15 protein-coding genes are annotated in these 19,895 nt (G+C 35.4%); 3 read left to right on the top strand and 12 right to left on the bottom strand.

The annotated features are described in order from the left end of the window. Window positions 1–2: 2 nt before the first annotated feature. The 3 genes from ACN0TY_RS12870 to ACN0TY_RS12860 form a co-directional block, all read right to left on the bottom strand. A complete protein-coding gene (locus ACN0TY_RS12870) occupies window positions 3–431 on the bottom strand; it encodes a GNAT family N-acetyltransferase (RefSeq protein WP_236959158.1) in 429 nt (142 codons plus the stop codon). Between the two features lie 5 nt (window positions 432–436). Continuing rightward, window positions 437–1,084, bottom strand: a complete 648-nt coding sequence (locus ACN0TY_RS12865) for a SanA/YdcF family protein (protein ID WP_417444821.1) — start codon at window positions 1,082–1,084, stop codon at window positions 437–439. A 734-nt stretch (window positions 1,085–1,818) separates the two neighbouring features. Continuing rightward, a complete protein-coding gene (locus ACN0TY_RS12860) occupies window positions 1,819–3,003 on the bottom strand; it encodes a DUF418 domain-containing protein (RefSeq protein ID WP_417444820.1) in 1,185 nt (394 codons plus the stop codon). 232 nt (window positions 3,004–3,235) lie between these two features. Here ACN0TY_RS12860 and ACN0TY_RS12855 point away from each other — a divergent pair, with 232 nt between their 5' ends. Beyond that, complete coding sequence (locus ACN0TY_RS12855; protein ID WP_417444845.1) at window positions 3,236–3,931, top strand: DUF6503 family protein; 696 nt, start codon at window positions 3,236–3,238, stop codon at window positions 3,929–3,931. Between the two features lie 142 nt (window positions 3,932–4,073). Here the strand turns inward: ACN0TY_RS12855 and ACN0TY_RS12850 are convergent, their stop codons facing one another. The 7 genes from ACN0TY_RS12850 to purL form a co-directional block, all read right to left on the bottom strand. After that, window positions 4,074–5,879: an acyl-CoA dehydrogenase family protein gene (locus tag ACN0TY_RS12850; protein WP_236959162.1), complete on the bottom strand. Its 1,806-nt coding sequence runs from the start codon at window positions 5,877–5,879 to the stop codon at window positions 4,074–4,076. Between the two features lie 118 nt (window positions 5,880–5,997). Continuing rightward, complete coding sequence (locus ACN0TY_RS12845) at window positions 5,998–7,182, bottom strand: acetyl-CoA C-acyltransferase (protein ID WP_236959163.1); 1,185 nt, start codon at window positions 7,180–7,182, stop codon at window positions 5,998–6,000. A gap of 35 nt (window positions 7,183–7,217) precedes the next feature. Continuing rightward, on the bottom strand, window positions 7,218–7,577 hold the full coding sequence (locus ACN0TY_RS12840) for a four helix bundle protein (RefSeq protein WP_417444819.1): 360 nt from the start codon (window positions 7,575–7,577) through the stop codon (window positions 7,218–7,220). 27 nt (window positions 7,578–7,604) lie between these two features. Then, the gene (locus ACN0TY_RS12835; RefSeq protein WP_417444818.1) at window positions 7,605–10,010 is read right to left on the bottom strand and encodes a 3-hydroxyacyl-CoA dehydrogenase NAD-binding domain-containing protein; all 2,406 of its coding nucleotides are present in this window, start codon (window positions 10,008–10,010) and stop codon (window positions 7,605–7,607) included. A 15-nt stretch (window positions 10,011–10,025) separates the two neighbouring features. Then, entirely contained in the window at window positions 10,026–10,478 is a 453-nt protein-coding gene (locus ACN0TY_RS12830) for a MarR family winged helix-turn-helix transcriptional regulator (protein ID WP_236959166.1), read from the bottom strand. A 164-nt stretch (window positions 10,479–10,642) separates the two neighbouring features. Next, window positions 10,643–12,418 carry an AMP-dependent synthetase/ligase gene (locus tag ACN0TY_RS12825; protein WP_236959167.1) on the bottom strand — a complete coding sequence of 592 codons (1,776 nt, stop codon included), beginning with the start codon at window positions 12,416–12,418 and terminating at the stop codon, window positions 10,643–10,645. A 683-nt stretch (window positions 12,419–13,101) separates the two neighbouring features. Then, window positions 13,102–16,761 carry a phosphoribosylformylglycinamidine synthase gene (gene purL / locus ACN0TY_RS12820; RefSeq protein ID WP_417444817.1) on the bottom strand — a complete coding sequence of 1,220 codons (3,660 nt, stop codon included), beginning with the start codon at window positions 16,759–16,761 and terminating at the stop codon, window positions 13,102–13,104. Window positions 16,762–16,977: 216 nt separating this feature from the next. Here purL and ACN0TY_RS12815 point away from each other — a divergent pair, with 216 nt between their 5' ends. Continuing rightward, a complete protein-coding gene (locus tag ACN0TY_RS12815) occupies window positions 16,978–17,649 on the top strand; it encodes an NAD(P)H-hydrate epimerase (protein ID WP_417444816.1) in 672 nt (223 codons plus the stop codon). On the opposite strand, the gene ACN0TY_RS12810 is transcribed toward ACN0TY_RS12815, so the two are convergent. Continuing rightward, the gene (locus ACN0TY_RS12810) at window positions 17,646–18,332 is read right to left on the bottom strand and encodes an SGNH/GDSL hydrolase family protein (RefSeq protein WP_417444815.1); all 687 of its coding nucleotides are present in this window, start codon (window positions 18,330–18,332) and stop codon (window positions 17,646–17,648) included. The genes ACN0TY_RS12815 and ACN0TY_RS12810 overlap by 4 nt on opposite strands. 97 nt (window positions 18,333–18,429) lie before the next feature. On the opposite strand from ACN0TY_RS12810, the gene ACN0TY_RS12805 reads away from it, so the two are divergent. Next, window positions 18,430–18,903: a GyrI-like domain-containing protein gene (locus ACN0TY_RS12805; RefSeq protein ID WP_417444814.1), complete on the top strand. Its 474-nt coding sequence runs from the start codon at window positions 18,430–18,432 to the stop codon at window positions 18,901–18,903. A 218-nt stretch (window positions 18,904–19,121) separates the two neighbouring features. On the opposite strand, the gene ACN0TY_RS12800 is transcribed toward ACN0TY_RS12805, so the two are convergent. Beyond that, a complete protein-coding gene (locus ACN0TY_RS12800; RefSeq protein WP_417444813.1) occupies window positions 19,122–19,835 on the bottom strand; it encodes a hypothetical protein in 714 nt (237 codons plus the stop codon). Between the last annotated feature and the right edge of the window lie 60 nt (window positions 19,836–19,895).

The following is a 19,895-nucleotide window of genomic DNA, read 5'->3' as shown; positions in this document are numbered from 1 at the left end:
TTTTATATTTTTTTCTGAAAGTGATATCCAATAATTTCAAACCCTTGATTAAAATAGAATTTATGAGACCTTCCATTCCCAACATAGGTATTTAGTTCCATCGTTTCGAAATCATTTTCTGCTGCCCATTCTCCAATTTTAGAAATAAGAATCTTTCCAAAACCTTTTGATTGATGATCGCTATTAATAATAACGTTATCTAACTCTAGTTGCTTACCAGAATATAATTTCACAGTAATCCAACCACTACAAATCCCAACAAGCTCCTCTTCATAGAACAGTCCGAAGCATTTATACCCATTAAATGTAAACATAGAACGATGCATCTCCAATAGAGACTCCTTAGATTTCGTAGGGTTTAATTGTTGTGTAAGTGTTACAATTTTTTCGATAGCATCTTCATTAAGAAGAGCGATAGATGTTTTAAACATTATACTTATTTTATGTCTATTTTCTTTCCTAAATATTTAGGCTCCACTTTAAAAAGTAGGTCTAGAAAGACCTTGGTTCGCGCTAAATACTCTCTTAAATTTGTTTTTATACCACCGCTACCTTCCACATTTTCAGCATTAAAACCTACAGCATCAATATTAAATTTTTCAGCTAGGTAATTAGCTCTTTCATTGTGAAACTGCTGTGATATGATGGTAATACTTGTTTGTCCGAAGATTTTCTTAGCCCTTACAACAGAATCTAAAGTTCTAAAGCCTGCAAAATCTAAAAATATTTTATCCTCAGGAATCCCTCGCTTTATAAGTTCATTTTTAAAATCGTTCGGCTCATTATAATCCGTGTCGCCATTATCCCCACTTATTAAAAGAAAGTCTACCTTCTTAGCAATGAATAATTCTACAGCAGCATCAATACGATATTTAAAATATGGATTTATTTGTCCGCTGTTAAGTTTCTTAGCAGTTCCCAATACAAGCCCCACTTTATTATGTTTTATAGCTTCCGTATTGGTTGTAGTTTTCCCTTTAACACTTTTTTCAATAGCATTATTAGAGATCAATACTAATAGCAGCGCAATAACCCCTAATAGCGCGGATATCTTTATGAGTTTAATAAAAAATCGTTTTTTCATATCAGGAAAAACTAAATTATTTCAATGTGATTTTACTTTTTAATCAATTAAAAATAGGGGACGCAGTAATGTTTGGTGGTTGTGGTGCAAGTTAGCAAAAATTAAAATTTGGTTATAGTAATTTTTTCTATGAAAGTAGTATTCAAAAGTAGTAAGAGCTATATGAAGGTATGTGTTTTAGGTGTTTTACCATGGTAACTATATGTAAAGCCTACTGTAATCCATTTTCCGAGGTCATTTATAGATAAATATAGGTTTATAGTCCTAATGGATACGTCTTTCACCCCGACGGATACGTGTGGTAACGTATCTGGATACGTCTTTTACCCCGACGGATACGTGTGGCAACGTATCTGGATACGTCTTTTACCCCAACGGATACGTGTGGTAACGTATCTGGATACGTCTTTTATCCCAACAGATACGTATGGTAACGTATCTGGACACGTCTTTCACCCCGACGTATACGTATGGCAACGTATCTGGACACGTCTTTTACCCCAACAGATACGTATGGTAACGTATCTCGACACGTCTTTCAACCCAACATATACGTATGGCAACGTATCTGGATAGATGTTACATCTATATTTCTAGGTTTTTTTTGGTGTAATAGGGGTGAGAGTGTTTTGTAGAGGTGGGTATTAATTAATGATTAGCTGTTATTTACTTTATCTTATTAACTTGTATCTATTCATGCATTTATCCTTCAATAATTCAGCAAAAAAATAATTCTATTTCTTTCCGATCCAAGTAGTTTTATGCCATATTCTCTCTAAAGGGCCTTGCTTGTAATACTTAAACCATAGTTTGCTGAAATTCAACTGAAGTACAAAAATTACAATCCCTACAATAAAGCTGGCTGTATATCCTAAATGGGGAGCTAAATTTAATCCGATAGGGAAAAATATAAATGCACCTATTATAGATTGCGAAACATAATTTGTGAGGCTCATTCTACCATAAACTCTTAATTTTTCCATCCATATTCTAGCAGTACTATGGTAGTAAACAATTACAAATGATGATACGATTACAAATGTAAATGAAAGTTTTTGCCACATATCTAAAGCTGTACCAATACTATTTTTTATGATTCCGCTTGTAGCATTATCATACCATTCTACTCTTAGCGGATAAAGGATTCCAAATAATAGCGATGCTATAACAAGAGTTTTAATCCAAAATCTTGTGTTTTCTTTAGTGTTGACAAATAAACTATTTCTACTTAATAGAAAGCCTAATAAAAACAGTCCTATTGTTTGTACAAAACGACCACCATTAATAGCCCATAATAAACTTGCCTTTTGCCCAGTGGTAATGTTTTCAATAAAAAAAGTACTTAAGTTTCCACTTTTTACTGCCTCTTGAACGATTAGATATAATCTTCCAACGGATAAATCTGGTAAAGTATAAGCGTGATTAAAACGACTGCTTATAAAATGGAATAATTCTATGGGTTGAAGTAAGCAAATTACAGCTATGATAAATACAGCTTTGTTGCTTAAATTACGAACAAAAACCAAAGATAAACCTGTAATTGCAAATAGTAATAGTACATCTCCCCCTGGGAAGAATGCTGCATTTAACGTCGCAAATACAGTAAGAAGCATAAGCCTCCATATAAAACGCCAACTGAAATCTGCTCCCTTATTTTTCTGATTTATGAATTGTACGTAAAAAGTAAATCCAAATAAAAGAGCAAATATAGAATAGCCCTTTCCTGCAATAAGTGAGAATACTACATTGAAAACTACAGAATCGAGAGCGACCAACCAATCTGGTTGTAAGGTGTCAGGGTATATAGGGTAAATAAAATGTTCAACGCTATGGATTATTACGATTGCCATGACTGCAAAACCACGAAGGGCATCAACAATATCAACTCTGGGAATTTTCTTTAAAGCTGTTTCGCTCATTTCTGTTTAGGTGTGGAGGTTAGTTGATTCGCATAATATTGTATTACGCGAATGTCAAATATAAAAATTCAAATTAAGATGATCCTTCGTACAGCCACAATAAAATAGATTTTCTATTATCAATGTTAGAAATGTAACAAACCGATTCAGAAATTGGTAAATAATAAAAACTAGATTATGAAAAATGAATACTTATTGTAATTTGTAGAAAAATAAATACCATGATGAATAAATTCTTTTTTTCTGTTTTATGCTCGTTTCCATAGGAAATTCCCAAGAGCTAACTGGAAGTGAGTTGCTTGAAAAAGCTATAAAATATCACGATCCTAATGGTAATTGGAATAGCTTTAAAGGAGATTTGGTGGTTTCTATGACAAGACCAAATAAAGATAAAAGAGTTTCTGAAATTCATATCGATATACCTGCAAGTAGTTTTGTGTTGTCTACCCACAAGAATGATTCTCTAATTACAAGTAAAGTAATCAATAACGAATGTTTTTTTTCAGTAGATGAAAAAGCTATTACTGCTAAAGAAGAATTAAAGAAACATAAACTTACCTTTAAGAGAGCCAAGCTCATGAAGGATTATTACACTTATTTGTATGGACTTCCAATGAAATTAAAAGATGAGGGTACGATTATAAATGAAAAAGTGACTTCTAAAGAATTCAATGGAAAAGAATACTTGGTGCTAAAAGTAAACTATGAGGAAAGTGTAGGGAAAGATACTTGGTATTTTTATTTTGATCCTTCTACCTATGCAATGGAGGTATATCAGTTTTATCATGATGAGACTAAAAACGATGGAGAATATATAATATTAACAGAAGAGGAGGAGATAGAAGGGATTAAAATGCCTAAAAATAGAGCTTGGTATTATAATAAAGATAATGCTTATATAGCTACAGATGCCTTAACTGGAAAGTAGATTTTGCTTAGATAAGTGAGTAAGCGGATGACTTAATATTTAGGCGATTTGATAATCATAATAAAAAAAAACGCTCCGATGCCTTCGGAGCGTTTTTGGATAAACAACTAAATCCTAAAACCTTTTGATTTTAGTATCCTCTTTAGAAACTATATTTGTTTTCTGCAATAACCTTATCTGCAATTGTGTTTCTTAATTCAATTACATTAGGAAGGTTTGCATATTTAGTGAAACGTTTAAGACCCATAAGCATCATACGTTGCTCATCTCCTTCAGCAAAAGAAGAAATAGCCTCTTTCCCTTTAGTTTGTATTTTTTCTACAGCATGGAAAAGATTTAATTTCGCCATTGCAATTTGTTCTTTCTGAGTATCCTCTCCAAAACGTTTTGCATTCTTTTCTGTTCTTAGAATAGCAGATTCTGCCATATAGATCTGAATAAGAATATCTGAAGCCGCCATTAGTAATTGCTGATGCTCTTCTAATGCAGCACCATATTTTTGAACCCCAGAACCAGCAACCATTAAGAATGCCTTTTTAAGCTTCTCAACCATTTCTTTTTCTTCTGAAAATAATACAGAATAATCTGGTGTATCAAAAGAAGGAATCCCCATTAACTCATCTTTTACAGCTGTAGCAGGTCCTAAAAGATCTACTTGACCTTTCATTGCCTTTTTAATAAGCATTCCAACAGAAAGCATACGGTTAATTTCGTTGGTACCTTCATAGATTCTAGAGATACGAGCATCACGCCATGCAGACTCCATTGGAGTATCGGCAGAGAATCCCATTCCTCCAAATATCTGAATCCCTTCATCGGTTGTATTTTGACAGTGTTCTGAAACAGCAACTTTTAAGATAGAACATTCGATAGCATACTCTTCAACACCTTTTAATTCTGCTTCTTGATGAGAATTTCCTTCTTCTTGACGGATAGCAATTCTATCTTCTACATCTTTTGCAGCACGATATGCAGCCGATTCATCAACATAACAAGAAGTTGCCATTTCAGCAATCTTAGATTTTATAGCTCCAAATTGAGAAATAGGAGTTTTAAACTGAATACGCTCATTTGCATATTTTACAGCTTCTGTAATAACTCTTCTCTGCGCATCTAAACATGCAGCCGATAATTTAATACGACCCACATTAAGAGCATTCATCGCTATTTTAAATCCATTTCCTCTTTCTGAAAGCATATTTTCAACAGGAACTTTAGTATCGCTAAAGAAAACCTGACGAGTAGAGGAAGAGTGGATTCCTAATTTATGTTCTTCCTCACCAAGAGAAATTCCATTCTCAGGATCGTTTTCAACAATAAATCCTGTGATGTTTTTATCATCTTCAATACGAGCGAAAACAATAAATACACTAGCAAATCCAGCATTAGAGATCCACATTTTCTGACCGCTGATTAGGTAATGTTTCCCATCATCAGAAAGTACAGCTTTTGTTTTTCCACTATTTGCATCCGATCCTGCTCCAGGCTCTGTAAGGCAATAAGCACCAAACCATTCTCCTGTGGCTAATTTAGGAACGTATTTTTTCTTCTGTTCTTCTGTACCGTATAGCGTAATAGGCATAGTTCCAATTCCGGTATGTGCACCAAAAGCAGTAGCTACAGATCCTGTTGCACCAGAAATATAATCACAAACAAGCATGGTAGTTACAAATCCCATTCCTAATCCGTCATACTCCTCAGGAACGGCAACTCCTAAAAGACCAAGTTCTCCAGCTTTACGCATTACTTCTTCAGTAAGTGCATAATCTTTCTTCTCAAAGCGATCTTTGTGAGGCCAAATTTCACGATCTACAAATTCCTTTACAGAATCGCGCATCATTTTCTGCTCTTCAGAAAAATCCTCAGGTGTAAATACATCTTCAGCTTTAGTTTCTTTTACTAAAAACTGTCCACCTCTTGTCATATTTTTATTTATTTCTGTACTCATTTTATTTTTTTTATAGTATTAAGTATTTAGTAGTGAGAATCTATAATCTAATTCTCTTTTTATCATTTTTTTGCTTCTCAATACTGAATACTTATTACTCAATACTGAGATTTTACTTCTAATTTAAAAACTCATAAACACCAGCAGCTCCTTGCCCTGTACCAACACACATGGTTACGATACCATATTTGCTTTTTCTTCTTCTCATCTCATCGAATAACTGAACAGAAAGTTTTGCTCCAGTACATCCTAATGGGTGTCCTAATGCAATTGCTCCTCCATTTACATTCACGATATCTGGATTAAGTCCTAATTCTCTAATTACGGCTAGCGATTGTGATGCAAATGCTTCGTTTAATTCTATAAGATCTATCTGATCTAATTTTAATCCCGCTTGATCCAATGCTTTTGGAATTGCTTTAATAGGTCCTATCCCCATAATTTTTGGCGGAACACCAGCAGCAGTATAAGAAACCAATCTTGCGATAGGCTCTAGATTTAATTCTTTTACCATCTCCTCACTCATCACTAGAGTAAAAGCAGCACCATCACTCATTTGTGAAGAGTTTCCAGCGGTAACACTTCCTCCATCAGCAAAAACAGGTCTTAGTTTTCCTAAAACTTCTTTAGATGTATCTGCACGTGGTCCTTCATCTGTATCTACAGTGTAAGATTTTGTAGCTTTCTTTCCGTTTCCATCAACATAAGTCTCATCGATTTTTATAGGAACAATCTGATCTTTAAACTTTCCTTCTTTAATCGCCTTTAAAGCCTTTTGATGAGAATTAAAAGCAAACTCATCTTGATCTTGACGAGAAACGTTGTATTGATTAGCAACTGCTTCTGCTGTTAATCCCATTCCCCAGTAATAATCTTCATTACCATTCTTGGCAACTTCATAATCTGGAACTGGTTTATATCCACCCATAGGAATATAACTCATGCTTTCTGCACCCCCAGCGATGATACAATCTGCCATTCCTGCTTGAATTTTTGCAGAAGCCATTCCAATAGTTTCAATCCCAGATGCACAATATCTATTCACAGTAACTCCAGGAACATCGTCTATTTTTAATCCCATTAAAGAGATTAAACGTCCAACATTAAGTCCTTGTTCTGCTTCTGGCATAGCATTTCCAACCATAACATCGTCGATACGGGTTTTATCTAATTGCGGAATTTCATCCAGCATATGCTGAATGGTCTCTGCTGCCAGCTCATCTGGTCTTTTAAATCTGAATACACCGCGAGGTGCTTTCCCCACGGCTGTTCTGTATGCTTTTACTATATATGCTGTCTTCATGTTTTTTGAATTTTAAATGTTGAATTTTGAATGTGTTAACGACTTTTATTTGAGGTTATAATAATTTTTGTGATTATGTTAATTATATGCTCTATCTCAATTAAATAACTGCTAACATCTATTTTAGTGACATTACTTTCATTTATAAGTCGTAACCAATATTTAGTTTCTCTGGCTTCTTTTGATGCTATAGACATTTTATGAATAAAGTCTTTCTTTGATTGTGCCGCTGTGGCTTCTTGAATATTAGCTCCAATACTAGTTCCAGATCTTATTAATTGTTTTGAAAGAATAAACTCATTTTCTTCTTTTATGAGTTGCTTAAAAAGATGAATAATGCTTAAAGCGAATTTGAATGACTTATCAGCAATTATATTTTCTTTTTTAGGCGTCATTTAAAATTTATAATTCAAAATTTATAATTAGTTTCTCAATGGTTTTCCTGTTTTCAACATATGCTGAATACGCTCTAGAGTTTTGCGTTCTGTACATAACGATAAGAATGCTTCTCTTTCTAGGTCTAATAAGTATTGCTCGGTTACTTTCGTAGCTTCAGAAAGATCTCCACCAGCCATTACATATGCTAGTTTATTTGCTATCTTCTTATCGTGCTCAGAAATATAACGTCCCGCATTCATCGAATCTGTTCCTACTAAGAACATTCCTAATGCCTGCTTACCTAATACTTTTATGTCTTTTCTCTTAGGAGGTTGCGTATAACCAGCTTCTGCCATTAATACAGCATGTTTCTTAGCTTCTGCAACTTGTCTGTCTTTATTTACAACGACAACATCTTTTCCTTTCTGAAGTAAATTCAAATCAAAAGCTTCATATGCTGAGGTTGATACTTTCGCAGTTCCTATTGTTAAGAAATGCTCACGAAGAACATTCGTTTCTACATCATCTTTTCTAAATAAATCGGATGCTCTTAAAGTCATTTCTTTAGAACCACCTCCACCAGGGATAACACCAACTCCAAACTCTACAAGTCCCATGTAAGTTTCTGCGGCAGCTACAACCTTATCAGCGTGAAGTGAAAGCTCACAACCACCTCCTAAAGCCATACCGTGTGGTGCAGAAATAGTAGGAATACCAGAGTAACGCATACGCATCATAGTATCTTGGAACATTTTGATAGCCATATTCAATTCATCATATTCTTGCTCCACAGCCATCATAAAAATCATTCCGATGTTTGCTCCAACAGAGAAGTTTGCCGCTTGGTTTCCAACTACAAGTCCTTGGAAATCTTTTTCAGCTAAATCAATTGCTTTATTGATTCCTGCAAGAACATCTCCACCAATGGTATTCATCTTAGATTGAAACTCTACATTTAGAATTCCATCTCCTAGATCTTCAACAACAACACCGCTATTTTTCCAAACTTCATTAGATTTTCTAATATTATCTAGAATAATAAAAGCATCTTGACCAGGTTTCTTAGTCTGTTTCTTAGAAGGGATATCATAATAATATGTAGCTCCGTCTTTTACAGAATAGAAAGACTTGCTTCCACTAGCTACCATTTCAGTAACCCATTTAGCAGGCTCTTTTCCTTCAGCTTTCATTAGCTCAATTCCTTTTTCTACTCCAATAGCGTCCCAAATTTCAAACGGACCGTGTTGCCATCCAAAACCTGCTTTCATCGCATCATCAAGACGGTAAAGTTCATCTGAAATCTCTGGAATTCTATGTTGTACATATGCAAAAAGTGAAGCGAAATTCTTTCTATAGAATTCTCCAGCTTTATCTTTCCCATCTACTAAAATTGGGAACCTATCTGCAACATTATCTACAGTTTTAGTAAGCTCTAACGTGGCAAACTTTGCTTTTTTACTTTCTGTGTATTCTAGGGTGTCAAGGTCTAAAGAAAGAATTTCACTCTTACCATCATCTCCTTTTACCTTTTTGTAAAATCCTTGACCTGTTTTACTCCCTAACCATTTATTATCCATCATTGTTTGGATAAAGTCTGGGAGTTTAAATAGATCATGTGCTTCATCATCTGGACAATTCTCATGAATTCCGTTTGCCACATGAACAAGCGTATCTAAACCAACAACATCTACAGTTCTAAATGTAGCCGATTTTGGTCTTCCGATAACGGGACCTGTAAGTTTATCAACTTCTTCAACAGTCATTCCAAGTTCTTTTACTTGGTGGAATAAACTCTGAATTCCGAAAATACCGATACGGTTACCAATAAAGGCAGGAGTATCTTTAGCTAAAACAGAAGTTTTACCTAAGAATTTCTCACCGTACATCATTAAGAAATCTACTACTTCTTTTTTACAATCTGGCCCTGGTACAACTTCAAAAAGTTTTAAATAACGTGGCGGATTAAAAAAGTGACTTACAGCAAAATGCTCTTGGAAGTCTTTACTTCTTCCTTCATTCATAAACTGAATAGGAATCCCAGAAGTATTAGAAGTAATTAGTGTTCCTGGAGTTCTATGCTCTTCAATTTTCTCGAAAACAGATTTTTTAATATCTAATCGTTCAACAACAACCTCAATAATCCAATCTACATCTTTAATTTTAGAAATATCATCTTCAAGATTTCCAGTAGTTATTCTACTAGCAAATTTCTGACTATAAATAGGAGAGGGCTTAGATTTTAACGAAGCCGTAAGGTGATCGTTAACCATCCTATTTCTTACAACCTTATCTTCAAGGGTAAGACCTTTAGCCTTTTCTTTATCTGTTAATTCGCGGGGTACAATATCAAGCAGCAAAACTTCAACGCCGATATTTGCAAAGTGGCATGCGATACCACTTCCCATGATTCCGGAACCAATAACTGCAATCTTCTTAATTATTCTTTTCATTTTTCTGTTTTGAAATTATTTTATTGAAACGTTTTCGGTATATATTTTCTTTTCTGTAATCAATTCGTTAATCACATCAATGACATTATAGAAACCTTTTAAATCTTTTTCGTCGATATTCTTCTTTACGGTTTCATTAAACTTTAGTACAACTTCTTTAGAATATTCTCTTTTCTCCTTTCCAAACTCTGTTAGGCATATCAATACACCTCTTCCATCTTTGGGGTTCGGTTTTCTGGTGATAAGACCTTTATCTTCCATTGTTTTTAATGTTCTAGATAAACTAGTGCCTTCCATGCCCATTTTTGGGCCTAATGCTGTAGAGGGAGATCCTTTCTCGGGGTCTATACTAAGAAGTGTAAATCCAGTCGCCATCGTACTGTCTTCTTTACCTGCTTCTTCGTTATACATTTTGGCAACTGCTTGCCAAGTTGCTCGTAAAGCGTAATCTATAGTTAAATCCTTCATTTTTATGTAGTGGTGAGCTCAAATATACAAATATTTTATTATGCACGCATAGTAAAATAATCTAAAATTTGTTAAATCTCAAAATGTAGGGACTTAAAGTATTAAGGTAATAAAAAAACTCCCCATAAATGAGGAGTTTGATAAAAAATTATGTTAAGATACTGTTATTTGTGATCGTATAACTTATTGTATAAATCAGCATACTTTTCTTTAATAATTCTACGCTTTAATTTAAGAGTAGGAGTAAGCTGTCCGTCTTCAACACTCCACTCATCTGGAGTAAGTTCGAATTTCTTAATTCGCTCCCAACGTCCAAACTTCTCATTATAAAGATCAACCTCTTCTTGGATTCTCTCTTTAATCTTTTCATTATTAACAAGCGCATTGCGATCTCCACTAACATCTATATTATGTCGCTTTGCCCACTCTTCAACGAAATCGAAGTTAGGTTGGATAAACGCACATGGCATTTTCTCTCCCTCTCCAACTACCATTATCTGTTCTATAAAGCGAGACTGCTTCATTAAATTCTCGATTAATTGCGGTGCTACATATTTACCACCAGAAGTTTTAAAGATTTCTTTCTTACGGTCGGTAATTTTTAAGAAGCCATCATCATCTACTTCTCCAATATCTCCAGTATGGAAGTATCCATCTTCCATAACTTCTTTTGTTTTCTCCTCATCTTTATAGTATCCCATCATTACATTAGGACCTTTACAAAGAATTTCACCGTCTTCAGCAATTTTTACTTCTACTCCAGGAAGCATACGCCCAACAGTTCCTATTTTCCAACCTCTATTATTCTGATCGTTTACAGAGATTACTGGAGATGTTTCTGTAAGTCCGTATCCTTCCATTACTGGGATTCCGGCAGCACCAAATACTCTAGATAATCTTGGTTGTAAAGCAGCACTTCCTGAAACCATTACTTTTAGGTTACCTCCCAATCCTTCTTGCCACTTGCTAAATATTAACTTTCTAGCAATACTCAATTGGAACTCATACCAAGCACCATTCGCACCATAAGGCTCAAACTTGTGCCCTAATTCTATAGCCCAGAAGAAAAGTTTCTTTTTAATTCCTGTTAAATCTGCACCTTTTGCATATATCTTATCGTAAACCTTTTCAAGAAGTCTAGGAACCACTGTCATAACATGTGGTTTTACTTCTTTAAGGTTATCACTCATCTTATCAATAGACTCAGCAAAGTAAATTTGTATTCCACAATGCTGATATAAATACACCACCATACGTTCAAAAATATGGCAAATAGGAAGGAAGCTCAATGCAACATCGTTGGAATCTAATGGTACGCGCTCTTCACTCGCTAAAACATCAGAAACAATGTTTTTATGGGATAGCATCACACCTTTTGGTCTTCCTGTAGTTCCAGACGTATATATAATGGTAGCTAAATCTTCTGTAGTTACTGCATCTTTTCTAGCTTCTACCTCATTTTGGTTGCTTTTATCTTCTCCTAAGGTTAATATTTCTTCCCAATTCTTAGTATTTGGTAAATCCTCAAAAGAATACACATCTTTTAGTGTAGGTACATTCTGCTTGATAGCATTTAGCTTCTCTAAAATCTCATTATCAGAAACAAAGCAATAAGAAGCACCAGCGTGATTCAATATATACTCATAATCTTCTTCAGAAATAGTAGGGTAGATAGGAACGTTCTGTGCTCCAGTTTGTAATATCCCTATATCGGCAATATGCCATTCTGTTCTATTTGTATGCGTAATAACGGCTATTTTTTCGTTTGGCTGAACTCCTAAACGTAATAGCCCTCTACTAAATTGATTCGCTTTATCTACATATTCTTGCGAGGATGTATGTACCCATTCGTCTCCATGTTTTGTAGAAAAGGCAATGTCTAAATTATATTTTTCCAACTGATGATAAGGAAAATCAAACAAACGGGTTACTTTACTCATAGCGTGTATAAATGTTATTACAGAATTGCAAATTATGAAATTTGAACAGCATTTTCAAAGTAACTTTTAAAAAATGAAGTTAAATTTTAAGAAATGCATAATCATTTTTGATTTTGAGAATTAGTTTTCTGGTGTCTTTTATTCTTTTTAAGAACTCAAATTCACATCGAAGTTCTTGATTATGTGAGTGATTAATAATAAAACTCAATTTCGAAATCTAATTATAGATTCCTCTTGTAAGTTTAAGACTTTTTATTCCTATATATGATGATATTCCTATTTTATTTAATGAATAATGACTTATTATCATAAATTATCACTGCTGAATGTCAATTTTTAATGCTCTAAACTCCTAACTGAAGATTGTTTTTAAACAAGATCCTTCAGCGGTTAGTCTAATTATTGTTTTAAAGTTTCTAAAACTAAGGATCTATATTCAGCAATAAATTTAGAAGTCGCTCCTCAAAATAAAGTGAATCACATATAGATTTCTACTAAAGAGTTGGTCGGTTAAACAACAGTTTCCTTACAAATGTTACTATGTTGTGATTCAGGTGAAAAACATTCAAGCATAAAAAACCGTAGTTGTTTTCTTGTTTCATATAAAAGGACTTGGTTTATGAATCCGATTACGTTAAAACAGTGAAAACAACTACGGTTTTACTTGGCACTAAAGTGAGTGCTTATTTATTTTCTAACCATTTTCTAGCGTTTACAAAAGCTTCTATCCATGGAGAAACTTCGTCTTCTCTTCCTTCTGGGTAATTAGCCCAGTTCCATTGGAAGATAGAACGCTCAAAGTGTGGCATTGTAACTAAATGACGACCGTTATCTGAAACCAACATAGCAGTATTAAAATCTGATCCGTTTGGATTTGCAGGATACCCTTCGTAACCATATTTAGCAACAATATTATATTTATCTTCTTGGTAAGGGAAGTTGAATTTACCTTCTCCATGAGATACCCAAATACCAAGTTTACTACCTTCTAAAGAAGAAAGCATCACCGATTTATTAGCTTGGATTTCTACGGAAGTAAAGATACTTTCGTGTTTTCCACTCTTATTATGTAACATTTTAGGCTTCTCAGAATGATCTGGATTTATAAGTCCTAGTTCAACGAAAAGCTGACAACCATTACAGATTCCAATAGAAAGTGTGTCTTCTCTCTTAAAGAAGTCTTCAATAGCTTTCTTAGCCTTATCGTTATACATAAATGCACCAGCCCATCCTTTTGCAGATCCTAATACATCTGAGTTAGAGAAACCTCCAACAGCACCAATAAACTGAATATCTTCTAGCGTTTCACGACCAGATATTAAGTCAGTCATATGGACATCTTTAACATCGAAACCTGCTAAATACATAGCATTTGCCATTTCACGCTCAGAGTTACTTCCTTTCTCTCTTAAAATAGCTGCTTTTGGTCGTTTCCCATTAAATGCAGGAAGTTTTCCTGTGAAATTAGCTGGGAAATTATAAGTAAGCGGCTGGTTTTTATAATTGTTGTAGCGATCTTCTGCTACATTGTTTAAAGTTTGCTTTTGATCTAATAAGAATGATGTTTTATACCAAACATCTCTTAACTGACTCACACTAAAAGAGAAACTGTCTGCATTGTTTATCAATTGTAAGCGATCTCCTTCAAGTGGTTTCCCTACTTTATGGAATGTTACTCCCGCATCTGCAAGAGTTTTCTCTACAGTAGCATCATCTTTCGCTTGGAAAACGATTCCTGTATTCTCATTAAAGAGTAATTTTATAGAATCTGCCTCTCCAATAGAAGAAAGATCTAATTGCGCTCCTAAATTAATATCAGCAAAACACATTTCTAATAAAGTAGTAATCAATCCACCGCTAGCAACATCGTGACCAGCAAGAATCTGATTGTCTTTTATTAAAGTTTGAATAGTATTAAAAGCTGTTTTTAAATTCTTAGCACTTTTAATAGTAGGAACTTCTTTTCCTATCGCATTTAATATCTGTCCGAAAGAAGAACCTCCTAATTTAAGAGTATCTTCAGATAGGTTGATGTAATAAATACTTCCGCCATTTCTCTGCAATACAGGTTCTACAACCTTTGTAATATCGCTACAATGTGCACCAGCAGAGATAATAACTGTACCTGGAGAAATCACTTCTTCGTTAGGATATTTCTGCTTCATAGAAAGAGAATCTTTCCCTGTTGGGATATTAATTCCCAATTCAATAGCAAAATCAGAACATCCTTTTACAGCTTCATATAAACGAGCATCTTCTCCTTCATTTTTACAAGGCCACATCCAGTTTGCAGAAAGTGAAACCGATTTTAAACCTTCTTCTAGCGGTGCCCAAACAATATTGGTAAGCGATTCTGCGATGGAGTTTTTACTTCCCGCCACAGGATCTACAAGCGCAGAAACAGGGGAGTGCCCAATAGAAGTTGCAATTCCCTCTTTTCCTTTAAAATCTAGCGCCATTACCCCGCAGTTGTTAAGTGGTAATTGAAGCGGACCAGCACATTGCTGTTTCGCCACACGTCCACCAACACAACGGTCAACTTTATTTGTTAACCAATCTTTACAAGCAACAGCTTCTAGCTGCAATACTTGCTCCAAATAGGTTTGTACTTTATCGATGCTATAGGCTGCATCTGGATAATTTCTTTTAACAGTTTTATCGGTCATGATGGTTTTTGGAGAGCTTCCAAACATATCCTCCATAGCCAGATCCATTGGTTTATCACCTTTGGTACTAGACTCAAAACAGAAAACATCATCTCCTGTAACCTCTCCAACTTCATACATTGGAGAACGCTCACGCTCGGCAATATTTCTTAACTTTTCTGTATGCTCTTTCCCGATTACAAGTCCCATACGTTCTTGACTCTCATTCCCAATAATCTCTTTAGCAGAAAGGGTAGGATCTCCAACAGGTAACTTATCAAGATCTATTTTTCCTCCTGTATCTTCAACAAGTTCAGAAAGACAATTTAAGTGTCCACCAGCACCGTGGTCATGAATAGAAACGATTTCATTCTCATCGCTTTCTACCATTCCTCGTACTGCATTGGCAACACGCTTTTGCATTTCAGGATTAGAACGTTGTACAGCATTAAGTTCAATACCACTACTAAATTCTCCTGTATCAGCAGAAGAAACAGCGGCACCACCCATACCGATTCTATAATTCTCACCTCCTAAAACTACAATCTTATCGCTCGCTTTTGGCGATGCTTTTAGGGCTTGCTCTTCTTTTCCATATCCAATTCCTCCGGCAAGCATAATTACTTTGTCGAACCCTAATTTTCTAGCTTCCTCTTGGTGTTCAAAAGTAAGGACAGAACCAGCAATAAGCGGTTGTCCAAATTTGTTACCAAAATCAGAAGCTCCATTAGAGGCTTTTATAAGAATATCGATTGGCGTTTGGTATAACCATTTACGCTCCTCCATATTTTTTTCCCAAGGTCTATTTTCTTCCAAACGAGAGTAAGATGTCATGTAAACCGCAGTTCCAGCCAATGGTAAAGAACCTCTACCTCCAGCCAAACGGTCACGAATCTCTCCTCCGGCACCAGTTGCAGCACCATTAAACGGTTCTACTGTAGTTGGGAAATTATGTGTTTCTGCTTTTAATGATAAAACAGAATTAAAATCTTTCTCCTGATAGAAGTCTGGTTTGTCTGCTGTTTTAGGAGCAAACTGTACCGCTTTTGGTCCTTTTATAAATGCAACGTTATCTTTATAAGCAGATACAATTCCATTTGGATTCTCTTCAGAAGTCTTTCTAATCATTTTAAATAAAGACATCGGTTTCTCTTCTCCATCAATCACAAAGCTTCCGTTGAAAATCTTATGACGACAGTGTTCAGAATTCACTTGAGAAAAACCAAAAACTTCAGAATCGGTTAATTTCCTTCCTAGTTTCTCAGAAAGTTCATTTAAATAATCAATCTCTTCATCATTTAAAGCCAATCCTTCTTGCTGATTAAATAACGCAACATCATCAATATCTTTTATAGCAGCTGGCTCAATATCAATCTTAAAAATATCCTGATCTAAACCATTATATTTCTGAGTAAGCATCGGGTCAAAATCTTCCGAATTTTCTTTACAAGCATGAAACTCCTCAATTCTGATAATCGCAGGGATACACATATTCTGAGTAATTTCAACAGCATTGGTACTCCAAGGAGTAATCATTGCTGCACGCGGCCCAATAAAAAAAGCGTCTACAGACGCCGATTCGATTTGTGGCTGATCGCCAAATAACCATGATAACTTAGTTATATTTTCTTGTGAAATTTCGTCGTTCGTTTGAACGGCAAAGACCTTGATTTCTGGGTTTCCGAAGAAAAGGATCATACTATATTGTGTTTGTGTCTTAATTATAACAGACGTCTAGTTTGTATTAAAGCGCAAATTTAAGCAATTACTTCTTATTTTAAGTCGTTAATTTTAAGCATTTCTTACACTTTTTTAATTGTATTAAATATAGATATGGCTACCTTGTAGAAAATATACATTTATAGGTATAGATCCCTAATAATGACAAAAATTGTTTTACAAAATAGCTTTTAAATGAAATACGATTTTATAGCCAATGCCTTGTCTTTAGAGGCTTTTAAAGAGATGGATTATAAAGCAATTGCAGAACTCGCGCTTCCCATAGAACTTATGATGGAAAATGCTGGCCTCCATTTAGCACGTGTTATTGCTGGTAAAGCAAGCCCAAAAAGCACCATATTAATAGGAGCAGGAAACGGGAATAATGGTGGTGGCGGACTCGTAGCTGCGAGGAGACTTGCGGCATGGGGATATAACGTGTATTTAGACCTTCCGATAGAAATTACCAAAGAATTGCCTTTGCAACAATTAAAACGAGCCATGTTATATGGAGCAAAAAGAGAAGCGATAAAAAATCCAGATGTTTGGGTGGATGCCTATTTAGGGTTTTCACAAAAGCTCCCGCTAGGAAACCTATTCGAAACCATCATAGCTAAGGCAAATAATGCAAATACCATTCGCATTTCATTGGATTTACCCATGGGGATTTCTGAGGGTGATAACAGTCCACGTTTTAATGCAGACTATATTATTACCTTGGCAGCTCCCAAGAAATTATTAATTCCGTTGCTAGAAACCGATACACAAATCTATATTGCCGATTTAGGAATTCCAGAAAAATATTACGGCGACATAGGAGTTGCCATGCCGCCGTTTGCTAAAGAACAACTCTATTTTGTGTCCTAATTTTTTAAGGCTTCTTCAATACCTTTCTTTACCAAAGGCTCCATAATATCATAGCCTTTAGAGGTTGGGTGTACGCCATCGGAAGCCAATTCTTCACTCAATCCCATTTTATCATCTACCATCGCCTTGTAATAATCTACATAGACAATATTATTTTTCTTGGCATAAGCTTTAAGCATTTCATTAAGCTCAATTACCTTGGTTGCAGGTTGTATTCTTTCTCTCCACGGAAAATGATTTGCAGGAAGGGTAGCGCAAATTATCGGAACGATGTTGTTTTGCTGAGCCAATTCTACCATAGAAATAATATTTCCGTAGACATCTTTAATTTCAATAGGTCCCGTGTTTTCTGCAATATCATTAATCCCAGCTAAAAAGGTAACCGCCTTAGGTTTTAGGTCGATTACATCTCTACGGAAACGAAGTAACATCTGCGAAGTCGTTTGCCCACTAATACCACGGTCTATATAAGGGTTGTTTTCAAAAAACTCAGGGTGATTGTTTTTCCAACCTTCCGTTATAGAATTCCCCATAAAAACTACGCGGTCTTCCGAAGTCTTTGGAGCTGGTAGGGCTTTATTTTCAGCTTCATATTTTGCAAAGTTTGCAAATTCTACTGCCGTTTGTTGTCCAAAAGAATATACAGCAGAAAATAGGCAGATCATTAAAAAGTGTTTTTTCATTATTATAAGGGTTTTGGTTTTGCTTTATGTACCAAATATACGCATACTCTTTTTTAATTTTTTAAGTTTACAACTTATAAGAATCTAAAACCAACCGATGGAACATAGAATAGAAACTATTGATAAGATCGTATTAGTGGGTAAGTATTTAGAAATGTCTATTGCTGAAAATAAAACAGGAACTTTATGGGGAAGTTTTATGCCTGAAGCTTTTAAGATTAAAAATAGAGTAGGAGCAGACTATTTTTCTGTGGAAGAATATGACGAAGACTATTTTAAGGAGTTTGTACCTACAAAGAATTTTAAAAAATGGGCGACTGTACGTGTTAGTATTGCTGAAGAAGTTCCGCAAGAGTTTGCAACACTTATTGTTCCTAAGGGTAAATATGCTGTCTTTACCTACAAAGGCAAATCATCTGAAGCATTTAAGGCGTATCAGTATATTTTTGGAGAGTGGCTTTCTTCTACTAAGAATGTATTGGACCACCGTCCTCATTTTGCGATTATGGGAGCGAAGTATAAGAACGACGACCCTACTTCCGAAGAAGAAATTTGGATCCCAATTCAGTAAAAATAGTAGCAATCTACCTTTTAAGGCTATCCTCCGCCCAGTGGTAGCAATGCATTACAGTATATAAACGCTTCCCCACGCTATGAGTGGGCTCCCCCACAGGTATAAAAGTGTTCCCCACGCAGTTTGGGTGCTTCCCCACGGGGTGTAAAGCCTTCCCCACAGTTAGTCTACTGCTCCCCACCGTGGGGAAGAGCAGACTGTATGTGGGGAGAACTTTAAGAACTTCTATTTCTTTTTTTGTGCTTACTAATGTATCCTTTAAAGCGTTCTGGATTCTTTCTGAATACATATTTTCCAGTATCTCTTATTTCATTTACCGCCTCATAGAGGTGTGTATATGCTTGATCTCGGATATGTTTCTGCTCGCTGTTATCTTCAGTAGACTCATTGGCTTTCGCTAGTAAATCTGCCATCTCATCTGAAGTATCTGCGGCAATGTCTAGTAATGTTAAATCGAATTTTATCGCCTGAAGCTCCTTCTTGTTTTTCTTTCCAAAGGTTTCCAAATCGCTTAAATCTTGAATCATATCTGGATGTCCATAGCCATCAGAAATTTCGCTTACACGGTTTATTAAATCCTGTCTGTCTCTATAGGCAAATCTAAAAGCATTAAGCAAATCGTCTCTAAGCTCGTATGCCTGCGGAGATACAAGATCCCATTCTTTGCGAGCCTCCTCTCGGCCGTAACGTTCTGCTACCCAAAGCGACTGTGCATGCCGTAATGCGCCAGCACGAACGGGGAGATCGTTAACAAAAGTCTGCCAATTAAGTCCCACACTTTTTAATTCTTTACTATCTTTTTGCAACCAAACATAAAGGTCTTCTGCTTCTTGTAAAAAAATATCTACAGGCATGTTTGGGGTTTTTACCGCCTCTTGCGGTATGGCTTGCAACAGCGCTAGTTTGGCATCATAGTTTTCTTTGCTCATATATATAAGATGTTTTGGTTACGTATGTAACGCCTTTAAATAGCGGGTTTTTTAAGAATG

Origin of the sequence: Joostella sp. (genome assembly GCF_048266025.1) — a bacterium.
Classification (GTDB): domain Bacteria; phylum Bacteroidota; class Bacteroidia; order Flavobacteriales; family Flavobacteriaceae; genus Galbibacter; species Galbibacter atrarenae.
This window is presented reverse-complemented; position numbering and strand designations above follow the sequence as displayed.

Coding starts and splice junctions, on each gene's coding strand:
- ACN0TY_RS12845 (WP_236959163.1), bottom strand. CDS start 7,182: ATGAAGACAGCATATATAGTAAAAGCATACAGAACAGCCGTGGGGAAA.
- ACN0TY_RS12865 (WP_417444821.1), bottom strand. CDS start 1,084: ATGAAAAAACGATTTTTTATTAAACTCATAAAGATATCCGCGCTATTA.
- purL (WP_417444817.1), bottom strand. CDS start 16,761: ATGATCCTTTTCTTCGGAAACCCAGAAATCAAGGTCTTTGCCGTTCAA.
- ACN0TY_RS12860 (WP_417444820.1), bottom strand. CDS start 3,003: ATGAGCGAAACAGCTTTAAAGAAAATTCCCAGAGTTGATATTGTTGAT.
- ACN0TY_RS12810 (WP_417444815.1), bottom strand. CDS start 18,332: ATGAAAAAACACTTTTTAATGATCTGCCTATTTTCTGCTGTATATTCT.
- ACN0TY_RS12870 (WP_236959158.1), bottom strand. CDS start 431: ATGTTTAAAACATCTATCGCTCTTCTTAATGAAGATGCTATCGAAAAA.
- ACN0TY_RS12805 (WP_417444814.1), top strand. CDS start 18,430: ATGGAACATAGAATAGAAACTATTGATAAGATCGTATTAGTGGGTAAG.
- ACN0TY_RS12840 (WP_417444819.1), bottom strand. CDS start 7,577: ATGACGCCTAAAAAAGAAAATATAATTGCTGATAAGTCATTCAAATTC.
- ACN0TY_RS12830 (WP_236959166.1), bottom strand. CDS start 10,478: ATGAAGGATTTAACTATAGATTACGCTTTACGAGCAACTTGGCAAGCA.
- ACN0TY_RS12835 (WP_417444818.1), bottom strand. CDS start 10,010: ATGAAAAGAATAATTAAGAAGATTGCAGTTATTGGTTCCGGAATCATG.
- ACN0TY_RS12815 (WP_417444816.1), top strand. CDS start 16,978: ATGAAATACGATTTTATAGCCAATGCCTTGTCTTTAGAGGCTTTTAAA.
- ACN0TY_RS12825 (WP_236959167.1), bottom strand. CDS start 12,418: ATGAGTAAAGTAACCCGTTTGTTTGATTTTCCTTATCATCAGTTGGAA.
- ACN0TY_RS12800 (WP_417444813.1), bottom strand. CDS start 19,835: ATGAGCAAAGAAAACTATGATGCCAAACTAGCGCTGTTGCAAGCCATA.
- ACN0TY_RS12850 (WP_236959162.1), bottom strand. CDS start 5,879: ATGAGTACAGAAATAAATAAAAATATGACAAGAGGTGGACAGTTTTTA.